The sequence below is a fragment of the Roseibium sp. HPY-6 genome, assembly GCF_040530035.1.
GTDB lineage: Bacteria > Pseudomonadota > Alphaproteobacteria > Rhizobiales > Stappiaceae > Roseibium.
Genome location: NZ_JBEWCD010000002.1, coordinates 2,346,867 through 2,359,045 on the forward strand (window position 1 = coordinate 2,346,867; position 12,179 = coordinate 2,359,045).

The 12,179-nt window shown below is 56.5% G+C and carries 12 protein-coding genes; 2 read left to right on the forward strand and 10 right to left on the reverse strand.

The genetic code is table 11. The features are described from left to right. Positions 1–5 precede the first annotated feature (5 nt). Positions 6–2,258 (reverse strand): DNA topoisomerase IV subunit A, encoded by a 2,253-nt coding sequence (gene parC, locus ABVF61_RS21850; RefSeq protein ID WP_353995647.1) that lies wholly within the window; start codon positions 2,256–2,258, stop codon positions 6–8. Between the two features lie 282 nt (positions 2,259–2,540). On the opposite strand from parC, the gene lepB (ABVF61_RS21855) reads away from it, so the two are divergent. Then, positions 2,541–3,245 (forward strand): signal peptidase I, encoded by a 705-nt coding sequence (gene lepB, locus ABVF61_RS21855; RefSeq protein ID WP_353995648.1) that lies wholly within the window; start codon positions 2,541–2,543, stop codon positions 3,243–3,245. Between the two features lie 7 nt (positions 3,246–3,252). On the opposite strand, the gene recO is transcribed toward lepB (ABVF61_RS21855), so the two are convergent. The 9 genes from recO to rpoZ form a co-directional block, all read right to left on the reverse strand. After that, positions 3,253–4,014: a DNA repair protein RecO gene (recO, locus tag ABVF61_RS21860; RefSeq protein ID WP_353995649.1), complete on the reverse strand. Its 762-nt coding sequence runs from the start codon at positions 4,012–4,014 to the stop codon at positions 3,253–3,255. Positions 4,015–4,072: 58 nt separating this feature from the next. Then, on the reverse strand, positions 4,073–4,999 hold the full coding sequence (era, locus tag ABVF61_RS21865; protein ID WP_353996473.1) for a GTPase Era: 927 nt from the start codon (positions 4,997–4,999) through the stop codon (positions 4,073–4,075). 82 nt (positions 5,000–5,081) lie between these two features. Continuing rightward, complete coding sequence (gene rnc, locus ABVF61_RS21870; protein ID WP_353995650.1) at positions 5,082–5,789, reverse strand: ribonuclease III; 708 nt, start codon at positions 5,787–5,789, stop codon at positions 5,082–5,084. A 46-nt stretch (positions 5,790–5,835) separates the two neighbouring features. Continuing rightward, positions 5,836–6,588 (reverse strand): signal peptidase I, encoded by a 753-nt coding sequence (lepB, locus tag ABVF61_RS21875; protein WP_353995651.1) that lies wholly within the window; start codon positions 6,586–6,588, stop codon positions 5,836–5,838. Positions 6,589–6,704: 116 nt separating this feature from the next. Continuing rightward, positions 6,705–7,136, reverse strand: coding sequence for a holo-ACP synthase (gene acpS, locus ABVF61_RS21880; RefSeq protein WP_353995652.1), 432 nt, complete (start codon positions 7,134–7,136; stop codon positions 6,705–6,707). 61 nt (positions 7,137–7,197) lie between these two features. Beyond that, on the reverse strand, positions 7,198–7,800 hold the full coding sequence (locus tag ABVF61_RS21885) for a DUF2062 domain-containing protein (protein ID WP_353995653.1): 603 nt from the start codon (positions 7,798–7,800) through the stop codon (positions 7,198–7,200). Between the two features lie 34 nt (positions 7,801–7,834). Beyond that, complete coding sequence (gene pyrE, locus ABVF61_RS21890) at positions 7,835–8,416, reverse strand: orotate phosphoribosyltransferase (protein ID WP_353995654.1); 582 nt, start codon at positions 8,414–8,416, stop codon at positions 7,835–7,837. 30 nt (positions 8,417–8,446) lie between these two features. After that, a complete protein-coding gene (locus ABVF61_RS21895; protein WP_353995655.1) occupies positions 8,447–10,693 on the reverse strand; it encodes a RelA/SpoT family protein in 2,247 nt (748 codons plus the stop codon). 108 nt (positions 10,694–10,801) lie between these two features. Next, positions 10,802–11,203, reverse strand: coding sequence for a DNA-directed RNA polymerase subunit omega (gene rpoZ, locus ABVF61_RS21900; RefSeq protein WP_353995656.1), 402 nt, complete (start codon positions 11,201–11,203; stop codon positions 10,802–10,804). A gap of 378 nt (positions 11,204–11,581) precedes the next feature. Between rpoZ and ABVF61_RS21905 the strand changes: the two genes are divergently transcribed. Beyond that, positions 11,582–12,175 (forward strand): LabA-like NYN domain-containing protein, encoded by a 594-nt coding sequence (locus tag ABVF61_RS21905; RefSeq protein ID WP_353995657.1) that lies wholly within the window; start codon positions 11,582–11,584, stop codon positions 12,173–12,175. Positions 12,176–12,179 lie beyond the last annotated feature (4 nt).

Sequence of the window (12,179 nt, forward strand, 5' to 3'; positions counted from 1 at the left end):
TTTGCTCAAAGTTTTGTCGGGCCGAATTTGTTGGACCGCGGAAATCCGGTTGGCGGCAATCTGCCTGCATTGCCACGGTCGCCGCGCCAATCGGCAAGCTCTTCCATGGTGCGCGTGAAGCTGCGCCCTGAACTGTCGGTCCACGTCAGTCCCTCTGCAGCACTAAACACCCTGATGTCAGAGACTTTTCCATCTCGGTAGCGCTGAAGGCGAACGCCGCGCCCGCGCGCCATTTGCGCAACTTGGGACAGCGGGAACACCATCAGCTTCCGGTTCTCGCCTATAATGGCAACCTGATCCCCTGTGGCATCAACGCATAGAGCGGCCTCCGCCGGAGCTGTCAGATTGAGCACCTGCTTGCCTTTGCGGGTATTGGCAACAACATCGTCTTCACAGACGACGAAGCCGCGGGCTTCGTTGTTGGACAAGAGGAGGTTCCGTCCCGGCTTATGCACGAAGGCGTTGACCACGTCCTGAGCTTCGTCCATTTCGATCATCAATCGGATCGGTTCGCCGTGTCCGCGGCCGCCCGGCAGCCGGTCCGCCCCAAGCGTGAAGAACTTGCCGCCGGTTGAAAACACCAGGATCTTGTCTGTCGTTTCCGCGTGGAAGGAAAGTTTCAGCTTGTCGCCCTGCTTGAAGGAGAGCGCGGATAGGTCGGTCTGATGTCCCTTGAGTGCGCGGATCCAGCCCTTTTCAGATATGATGACGGTGATCGGTTCCTTTTCGATCATTGCCTGCTGGATGTCGACCAGATCCGCTTCTGGTGCCTCGGATTTATCCGTGCGGCGCTTGCCAATCTCGGTCTCTGGCCCATAGACCTTTGAAATTTCTGCAATTTCCTTTGAAATTCTGGTCCACTGCCGGCCGTCAGATCCAAGCAGCTTGATCAGCTCGTCTTTCTCGTCGGTGAGTTTTTCGTGCTCCTTGCGGATTTCCAGTTCTTCCAGCTTGCGCAAGGATCTCAAGCGCATGTTGAGGATCGCTTCGGCCTGGACATCTGTCAGCTCGAAAGTGCGGATCAACTCGGCCTTGGCGTCGTCTTCCTCTCGAATGATCCGGATGACCTCGTCGAGATTAAGATAGGCAATCAGGTAGCCTTCAAGGACTTCGAGCCGGTGATTGATCTGTCCGAGGCGGTGTTCCGAGCGCCGGATCAGCACGACCTTGCGGTGATCAAGCCATTCCCGAAGAACCTGTTTCAGTCCCATGACCATGGGCACCTTACCCATGGAAAGAACATTCATGTTCAATGAGAACCGGTTTTCAAGGTCGGTCAGCTTGAAGAGGGATTCCATCAGGAGACTTGCGTCGACATTGCGTGAGCGGGGAACGAGTACGATGCGGATGTCTTCCGCGGACTCGTCGCGCACGTCGTCCAGCAAAGGCAACTTGCGGGCCGTCAGCAACTCGGCAATCTTTTCGATGAGCCGCGATTTTTGAACCTGATACGGGATCTCGGTAACAACGATTGCCCATTGTCCACGCCCAAGATCCTCGACCTCCCACCGCGCGCGAACCCGGAAACTGCCGCGCCCGGTGGCATAGGCTTCACGGATTGACCCCTGATCGGAAACGAGCAACCCACCGGTCGGAAAATCCGGTCCTTTGATATGCTCAAGAAGGTCATCAACTTCCGCCTTGGGGTTCTTGATCAGGTGAAGGCAGGCCTGACAAAGCTCATAGGCATTGTGCGGTGGAATGGATGTCGCCATGCCAACGGCGATGCCGGAGGAACCATTTCCCAGCAGGTTCGGAAAGCCGCCGGGAAGGACGATCGGTTCCTTGTCTTCGCCGTCATAGGTTTCGCGAAAGTCGACGGCATTTTCGTCGAGCCCGTCGAGCAGCCGCTTGGCCGTGTCGGTCATGCGCGCTTCGGTGTATCGCATCGCCGCCGCGTTATCGCCGTCGACGTTACCGAAGTTGCCCTGGCCGTCAATCAACGGGTAGCGTTGGGCAAAGTCCTGCGCAAGACGCACCAAGGCATCGTATACGGCCTGGTCACCATGAGGGTGATACTTACCGATGACGTCGCCGACGACGCGCGCGCATTTCTTGAAGCCTGCACCCGGGTCCAGCTTCAAAAGACGCATCGCGTAAAGAAGGCGCCTGTGAACCGGCTTCAGGCCATCCCGGACATCGGGAAGGGCCCGGTGCATGATCGTCGAAAGGGCGTATGCCAGATAGCGTTCCTCAAGGGCGTCCCTGAGGTTGATACCTTCAATGCCGCTCGGCGGTGGTGTCGTCTCTTTTCCCATATCTGCTTGCTAGCCATTTTAAGCAGAGGGCGCAATTCGGGAGTGTCCCAGAAGCGTTGAAATCGGCTGATTTTCAACGGATTTCGACAGGCAACTGCTGTAACACGTCTTCCGCGTATCTCGAGACACATGGGACTGCTCTTTGATGAACCCGATACGGTGTGCCATGCTGCTCGGTCAAAACAAGCGGTTTGCAACAAACAGGGTTGGCCAGGTTGCCAAACAAACCTTCAGTGTCCATTTGAAATGCCAGATTCCTTCAAGTTTATTTTGCGAGCAAAAATGCCGAAATTGAAACTTCTGTCGCTGGGATTGCCGTTGCTGCTTCCGATCACTTTAACCAGCACGGACATCGGCCTTGATTGGTGGAACCTGACTGTCAGCAAGCTGAAGGCGTTTCATATACCCGCGGGAAGTATGAAACCGACACTTGAGGTAGGCGACCGCCTTTATGTTCATCTTCCGGCGACTGCGTCCTATGCAGGTCTAATTCAGCGCGATTACGCAGCTGAAATTAACGTGAGGCGAGGCGATGTTGTGGTCTTCAAGCTTCCGATCGACCCGTCGGTTGACTACATCAAACGCGTGATAGGACTTCCCGGAGAAAAGATAAAGGTCGTCGACGGGGTCGTACATATCGACGGAGAACCTGTTAAGCGCGAACGCATTGACGACTACGTGGAAGTGCAGGCGAGCGGAGAAGAGCGCCGTAGCCCCCGATATCGGGAAACACTTCCTAACGGAGTGTTCTTCGACACTCTCGATCTCACCGAGAACGGACAACTGGACAACACCCGCGAGTACACTGTTCCCAAAGGACACTACTTCATGCTGGGTGACAATCGCGACAACTCGGTTGACAGCCGTGTCCTGTCTCGCGTGGGGTATATTCCGGAAGGAAACATCGTTGGGATTGCCAACAGGGTCTACCTTTCGGGAAAAACAGGTCAGGTTGTCTGGCGGTCGCTGAAGCTAGGGCGACCTTGATCGTAAGTCATGGCTGAAAATTCCAGGGAAAGTCCTCACGGTAGCGCCGCTCCAGTGCGCTCAAGAGCTGTTCACGCGTGCCGGCGGTGGTTCGGTTGTTTTCCTGCACGTGGCGGGTCACGAAAAAGCCGGTGAGGGCGAACCCTTGTGTGACGTCTAGCCAGGTGAGCTCACTTCCGGCCTGACGCTGGCCTTCCACCAGAAACGAGGGCAGGGAAAGCAGTCGGTCGTGATAGGGCCTGCCGGCATCCTGGCTGACCGCGCGCGCCGACTTTGGAGACACATAGACCAGATCGTCGCTTTGTCCCGTTGCCGCGCAGGTGCTGAGGTCGAGGCCTGTGCCGAGATCGCGGAGAAGCTCCAGCTCGAAACGAATCAAAAGGGCGGCGGCTGCATCCGGTGCATCCAGATGGTCAAGAACCACGTTCAAGGCATCGTAGAGGCGGGGATAGGGATGCCGTTCCGGCAGGAGCTTCAGAAGGAAGGCCAGATGTTGAAGTCCCGCAAGTCCGACCCCGGTTGTCATGAGGTTGGCGGCACGCAGCGTATTGCCTTCAACCTGAAAGCTGCCGAGGTGGTCTGTCAGGCGGGCTTTCCAGGTCAGGTTCAACTCATTGCCGGGCTGTAACACGGGTCGATGCCGCTGAGACCGGCCGCCGCGCACGAGACCCAGATGCCGACCGTGTTCAGTGGTCAAGGCTTCCAGAATAATGTCGTTTTCGCCGTGTTTGCGGGTGGTGAGCACCACGCCGCGGTCGCTCCATTCCACGTGCAATACCCTGGGTTAGGACAATTCGCCTATAATTGGAGGGCGAGCGTGCATCCTTTTACTTCGGAAACTCAAGTCCCATTTCGCGATACCGTTCAGGATCGTCTGCCCAGTTTTCACGAACCTTCACGAACAGAAACAGGTGCACAGGCGCTTCGATTATCTCCGAGATCTCTTCGCGTGCGGCCTTGGAAATAGCCTTGATCGTCTGGCCGCGTTTGCCGAGCACAATGCTTTTCTGGCTGTCTCTTTCAACATAGATCGTCTGCTCTATGCGCGCAGAACCATCCTTGCGGCTTTGCCATTGTTCGGTCTCAACGGTCGAGATATAGGGCAGCTCCTGATGCAGGCGTTCGAACAGTTTTTCGCGGGTTATTTCCGCAGCCAGTATGCGCAGCGGTAGATCGGAGGGCTGGTCGTCCGGATAAAGCCACGGGCCACTTGGGACTTTCGAGGAGAAATGGTCCAGGATCGCCTCGGTGCCGTCTCCGGTAAGCGCGGAAATCATGAAGGTTTCTTCGAACTCAAGATATTCGTTTGCCTTTTGAGCGATCTGGAGCAGTTTTTCTCGCTTGGCGACGTCAGTCTTGTTAAGGATCAGGACCTTCGGCGCAGGCTGGCTCTTGAGACGCTTGAAGATGTTCTCCACTTCCTCGTCGATGCCTTTGCGGGCATCAATGAGCAGCGCGATCAGATCCGCATCGCGCGCACCCCCCCAGGCCGTATCGACCATTGCCCGGTCGAGCCGCCGCTTGGGTTTGAAAATCCCCGGCGTATCGATGAAGACGAGCTGCGCCTTGCCGTGCATGGCGACGCCGCGCACGATCGATCTCGTCGTTTGAACCTTGTGCGTGACGATGGAAACCTTGGTGCCCACCAGTTGATTGATCAGCGTGGATTTTCCCGCGTTGGGGGCCCCGATCAGCGCAATGAACCCGGCTTTGGTATCGCTTGGCATGTCTGCCAGCGGCTCGGGAAGTGGCATATCGAATCGGCCCTTTGCCGGGACGAAACCGTCTTCCTCATCTGCAGGTTCATCGCGGTTGTTTTCGTCGTTCACGGTACTCTCAATCCTTCCAAACGCCTTCCCGGCGCAAGACGGCCTCGGCCGCATTCTGTTCCGCAATGCGTTTCGACCCGCCCTGACCTTCGCCCGCAGGCAGGCCCCGTACGATTACCGACACGGTAAAACTTGGGGCGTGGTCGGGACCTTCACGACCGGTTACTTCATAGTGCGGCGTCGGCAGGCTCTTGGATTGCGCCCACTCCTGAAGCGTCGTCTTCGCATCCCGCAGCGGTCCCGTCCATGATAGCATGCGGGGTTCCCACAAGCGCCTTACAAACCGCTCGGAGGCTGAAAAGCCACCATCGAGGTAGATCGCGGCGATCACGGCCTCACAGATATCTGCAAGAAGAGCCGTTTTCTTGCGGCCGCCGGTCTGGGCTTCTGCAAGTCCGATCCGCATGGCATCGCCGACACCGAGTTCCTGCGCGATTTCAGCACAGGTTTCACGTTTCACCATGTGATTGAACCGGCGCGCGAGTTCTCCTTCATCGGCTTTGGGGTAGTGCTCGTGAAGCATGGACGCGATGACGAGACCAAGAACCCGGTCCCCGAGGAATTCGAGGCGTTGGTAGCTGCCGGAAACGGTCTCGGAGGGGGCAAGGGCGCTCGCGTGGGTCAGCGCTGTTCGCAGAAGGTCAAGATCTTTGAACTCATAGTCGAGCGCTGCCTTGAGCGTCGAAAACGCGTTTGGTTTTTGTTTTTGTGTCATTCAGCCTGCTTTGGCACCAAGCGCAAAAGGGCTCTCATGCCCCTCGTCAAAGGGTCTTGCCGATACGGTCCCAGCGGACAGTCCAAGGCCAGGTCCATATCTGCCAGGCCGGTGTTCCGTCACCAATTGAGAAAAACAGGATCTCGGCGCGCCCCATGAAGTTTTCGAGTGGTACGTATCCGACCTTGGAAAGGACGCGGCTGTCGACCGAGTTGTCACGGTTGTCGCCCATCATGAAGTAATGACCTTCCGGCACCTCATACTCGCGCGTGTTGTCCAATTGGCCCCGGGTCGTCAAGTCGAGCGTGTCGTAAGTGACGCCATTCGGAAGGGTTTCCCGGAAACGGGGCACGCGGCGGACGGCGCCGGACGCGGACGTTTCGATATAGTCGTCAATGCGTTCGCGTTTGACAGCCTCACCATTGATGTAGACCACGCCTTCGCGGACCTGAATGGTGTCGCCCGGAAGCCCGATGACGCGTTTGATGTAATCGATGGAGGTGTCCGTCGGCAGCTTGAAGACCGCAACGTCACCGCGCTCTGGGTCCGCCGACCAGACACGGCCGGAAAAGGGAACAAGTCCGAACGGGAACGAATAGCGCGAGTATCCATAGCTGTATTTGGAAACGAAGAGATAGTCGCCAATCAGCAGAGTGTCTTTCATCGAACCGGAGGGAATATTGAACGGCTGGAACAGGAACGTTCGAACGATCAGAGCAAGCAGCAGCGCCTGGACGACGACCTTCACGGTCTCATAAAGACCACCGTCCTTTTCTTTCTTGTTCTCCGACACGCTCATAATATCCCTTAAAAATCTTCTCGGTGGTTCCGGTTCGCCCGCCAGCTGCTGAGCGGAACTCTTAACGGTTCATGCCGACGGAAGCAATGCAGTGGCGCTGGTCAGCAGGGACCGCTTCATGAAGAACCTGTTGATGGCGGGTGAGGCCAGTCCAACGGCCAGGCTGAAATCACGACAAATGCCTGTGCGAGCGGAAAATCGTCGGTAATCGTCAGATCAATGGTTGTCCGGAAACCGTCCGGTGTCATGGCAGCAAGACGTTCGGCCGCACCGCCTATCAACGCAATTGTCGGTTTTCCGGACGGAAGATTGACGACCCCCATCTCTCGCCAGGCAACGCCCATGCGAATCCCGCTTCCGAGCGCTTTCGAACAGGCTTCTTTGGCCGCGAAACGCTTAGCGTAAGACGCAGCGCGTTGCGCACGCTTGTCGGATTTGGTCCGTTCTATTTCGGTAAAAACCCGGTTTGTGAACCGCTCGCCGAAACGATCAAGTGTCTTCTCGATCCGCCGAATATCGATCAGGTCACTGCCAATTCCCAAGATCATGTGTTTGTTGATCCGTATTTCAGGTGCAATCACGCTTAATTGGGGACTGGGCCACCGGATCTCAAGCGCTGCCGTCTTCTTCCATGGTGCCGGACGGTGCCGTAAAGTCGCGCTTGTTCCTGTTTTCAAGCGTGACGCGCCTGCGCCGTTGATAGACTTCAACGCTTTTATACACAATCACGTAGGAGACGGTCCCGACCACGAGACCAAGGGGCACTGCACCGATGAACATGGGCTTGAGCATCGGCCAGAGCGAATCCAGCGATTTTTCAAAAAGGCCTTCCTGAAAACGCTGTTGTACCTGTTGTGGATCGGCTTTTGGCGCCCGGCCATGCAGGATCCATTGACCGATCTTGAAAGTAAACGCCCAAATGAATGGGAATGTGAGCGGGTTACCGATCGAAGTTCCAAGTGCGGCTGCGATCATGTTGCCGCGTACCAGGTAGGCAGCTGCAAAAGCGGTCAGAAAATGAAATCCGACCAAAGGCGTGCAGGATGCGAATGCGCCGGCTGCGAACCCGACGGCGATCGCATGGGGTGTCGCTGTGAGCCTCAGAACCCGTTTGCCGAAATACTTGGTCGACCTGGACCAGCTGTTCCGCGGCCAGACTGCAACGCGCAAGCGCTCGATGCGCGAAGGTCTATTTCTGCGTTGGAACAGCATAAAGTTTTTTCTAGTCCTATCAGCTCGTTCGTTTTCAGCTCAGTCCGCGGCTGCCCGGCTTAACCGCCGGAAGGGCCGCCAATTCCGGTGGCAGATTGTCGGGTTCATACGCCGGAACCTTGTAGTCTGCCAACGCAATGATGGGAACCGATGCATCCGCCTCGCCACCTGATCTGTCGATCAGGCAGGCCACACCGAGAACTTCAGCACCAAGAGCTTTCAACGAAGTTACCGTCTCTCGGCTTGATAGACCTGTGGTAACTATATCCTCAACAACGATGACCCGGGCGCCCTTTGGAAGGTCGAAGCGGCGCAAGCGGAATTCACCGTCTTCACGCTCGACCCACATCGCCGGAACGCCCAAGTGCCGCGCGGTCTCATATCCTGGAATAAGGCCACCAAGTGCGGGCGACACGATGTAGTCGATCTGTCCGAGACCGGTGTTTTTGATCTTGTCGGAAAGCGCTTTGCAAAGGGCTTCCGTCTTGTCCGGATACATGAAGACACGGGCTTTTTGCAGGAAAATGGGGCTGCGCAGTCCCGAAGTCAGGATAAAATGTCCTTCCAGGATGGCACCGGCTTCGCGAAAATGCGCCAGAACTTCATCGCGGGTCATAAATCGAGATCCTCTTGGCTCGGGATGCGCTCAGCCATTCACCCGGCTGACGCTTGATACGTTCGGCTTGGAACGTAACTGGTTGATGATCCGGTTCAGATGCTTCAGGTCCCACACTTCCAGGTCAATCATCATTTGGTGGAAGTCCGGTGCTCTCTGGAGCATCTTCACATTGTCGATATTCCCGCTGTTCTCACCGATGACCTGAGCAATCGCAGCCAAAGACCCTGGCTCGTTCGCGGCCGAGATATCAAGTCTTGCCGGGAAACGTTCCGGATTGTTGACATCGATATCCCAACGCACGTCGACCCAGCGTTCCGTCTGGTCATCGAATTCCTTGAGTGACGGCGATTGTATGGGATAGATGGTCAGTCCTTCCGAAGGGGTCAAGATACCAACGATCCTGTCACCGGGGACAGCGCCTCCATCCGGCGCGAAACTCACCGGAATGTCACCGGACAAACCCGTGATCGGAAGCGCGGGACCTTCCCCAAAATCTGTTTTGGCCTCGTCCGGTTTCCGTTCGCCTTGCAGATCGGCAGGGGGGATGCGGAACTTGAGGCCGTGGCCCTGTTTCAGACCGAACCAGCCTTCCTCCATGGGCGGGCCCGTGACCGCCACGCGCTCGTCCTGATAATCCGGATGCGCAGACTTCAATACCAACTGCGCGCTGAGATCACCCCGCCCGACAGCGGCCAGAAGATCGGCAACGCTTGACTGGTGGTGTTCGCTCAGCACAGCGTCCAGAAGGTCCTCTGAAAACGCCTTGTCGGCGCGTGCGAAGGCCCGTTTGAGAATGTGTTCCCCAAGCGCACCATACTGTTTGCGCACGGATTCACGTGTCGCCCGGCGGATTGCAGCGCGCGCCTTGCCGGTGACCGCGATGGCTTCCCAGGCAGGGGGAGGGGTCTGAGCCGGCGAGCGTATGATTTCGACTTCGTCGCCGTTATGGAGCTCGGTCACAAGCGGCATGATCTTGCCGTTGATCTTGCAGCCGACGCAGGTGTTGCCGATCCCGGTATGGACGGCATACGCGAAATCGATCGGCGTCGCACCGCGCGGGAGCGCAATAAGGCGCCCCTTCGGTGTGAAACAGAAAACCTGGTCGTGGAACAGCTCGAGCTTGGTGTTCTCCAGAAATTCCTCGGGCGTGTCGCCTTGCGCCAGCAACTCCGTGGTGCGCCTGAGCCATTCAAAGGCCCGGCAATCGTCAGTGTGGCGGGCAATATTTCGTCCGCCCAGTTCGCCATCTTTATATAGGGCGTGCGCGGCAATCCCGTATTCGGCGACCCGGTCCATGGATATCGTCCGGATCTGAAGCTCCACCCGTTGGCGGGACGGGCCGACGATTGTGGTGTGGATCGACTTGTAATCGTTCTGCTTGGGCGTCGAGATGTAGTCCTTGAACCGTCCAGGAACTGTCGGCCATGTCGTGTGGATCACGCCGAGAACCCTGTAACAGGCCTCCATGGTGCCGACCGTCACCCGAAAGCCGTAGATGTCCGAGAGTTGTTCAAAGCCGATCGCCTTGCGCTGCATCTTGCGAAAGATCGAATAGGGCCGTTTCTCGCGGCCCCTGACCTCCGCTGCCATGCCTCTTTCGCTGAGGCGCTCTGTAAGTGTGGTTTCGATGTCGGCAATCAGGTCGCGGTTCTTTTCCCGAAGATCCGCAAGACGGTCGGTAATCGTTTCGTAGGCTTCCGGATTGAGCGTGTGGAACGAGATGTCCTCAAGTTCTTCACGCATGTCGTGCATGCCCATGCGTCCGGCCAGCGGCGCGTAGATTTCCATCGTCTCTTCGGCGATGCGCCCGCGCTTGTGCTGCGGCATGTGCTGCAGGGTGCGCATGTTGTGCAACCGGTCGGCCAGCTTGACCAGGAGCACACGCACATCGTCGGCAATTGCAAGCAGCAGTTTGCGGAAGTTTTCAGCCTGCTTCGCCTTTTGCGAAACGAGGTCGAGCCGCTTGATTTTGGTCAGCCCCTCGACAAGCTTCCCGATCTCTTCTCCGAACAGCGAATCTATTTCCGAACGCGTTGCGTCGGTGTCTTCAATCGTGTCATGCAGGAGGGCGACGGCAATCGTCGCATCATCCAGCCGCAGATCGGTCAGGATCGCGGCAACTTCAAGGGGATGTGAAAAGTAGGGGTCGCCGGAAGCGCGCATCTGCGAGCCATGCTTTTGCATGGCATAAACGTAAGCCTTGTTAAGCAAGGCTTCATCGGCTTCCGGATTGTAACGCGTAACCCGTTCAACGAGTTCGTATTGACGCATCATGGTCGCAACCGACCCACGCAACCGGCTGAGACATCAGCGCGAAAAAGAAAATCCGCCTGAAACGCCGGTGCGGGAAAGCCGCGTATCAGGCGGGAACCTGGTGAATTTTCAGACGTCGTCGGTCCGTTCCGGCGGAACAAGGCCTTCAAGACCGCGCAGCAGGTCTTCTTCAGACATGCGATCGAATTCGACCGCGCTGTCGTCTACATTGTTGACCTGTGTCACCTGATGCTGGTTTGCAGAAGGCACAACCGGTACCGCTTCGGTTTCCGGCTCATCCACTTCGACAAACTTCTGCAGCGAGTGAATAAGGTCTTCTTTCATGTCTTCCGGGCTGACGGTCTGCTCGGCGATCTCGCGCAGGGCAACGACCGGATTTTTGTCGTTGTCGCGTTCGATTGTCAGCGGCGAACCGCTCGAGATCATGCGAGCGCGATGCGCAGCAAGCAGCACCAGCTCAAACCGGTTTTCGACCTTGTCGATGCAGTCCTCGACGGTCACGCGCGCCATTCGACGTCTCCATAGGCTAAAGGAACTTGAAAAAAGAGCGTATAGTGATCAGAATTCCAAAAAGCAACCCCCTGTTGGATTTGAGAGGAGCACGCCGCTTTAGGCTGAGTTTTTATCGATTTTTTTTCAGCGCCGCTCGCTTTTGCATTGCAGCTGTCCAATATTATAGTGTAGGGCACTATTTAGGACCTACAAGAATCAATAGGGTCGGTGGGAAAAAGAAAACAATAAGCTGAGTTAAGCGGCGACACGCGTTAGATGTATTCTCAGCGAAAATGCGTTGGCCGAGTGGTAGACATTTCGGATTTGGCTGCGGGACGCCAGATCAACAATGACTTTCCTTTGACGACGCATTAACTCGGAAAGGTTTCAAATAATATGTTTGACGCTCGAGAAAAAGTTGCTTTGTTCATTGACGGAGCCAACTTGTATTCGACGGCTAAAGCGATCGGATTTGATATCGATTACAAAAGGCTGTTGAAGGAGTTTCAGGGACAGGCATATCTATTGCGCGCGTACTATTACACGGCGTTGATCGAGGACCAGGAATATTCGTCCATCCGGCCGCTTATCGATTGGCTGGATTACAATGGCTATAAAGTGATCACGAAGCCGGTCAAGGAATTCGTAGACAGCGCCGGACGCCGCAAAGTCAAGGGAAACATGGACATCGAACTTGCCGTCGATGCGATGGAACTGGTGGAGTCCGTCGACCATGTCGTTCTGTTTTCCGGAGATGGCGACTTCAGATCGCTCGTCGAAGCCCTTCAGCGCAAGGGGCGTAAGGTGAGCGTTGTCTCCACGCTGAAAACCCAGCCACCCATGATCGCAGACGATCTGCGCCGTCAGGCAGATCACTTCATCGACCTGGCAAGCCTTGCCAACAAGATCGGCCGCGATCCGTCAGAACGGCCGGTCCGTCCGCAAATGTCGTCGCATGTCGACGATGACGATGAGGACGATGACTACTAAGGCG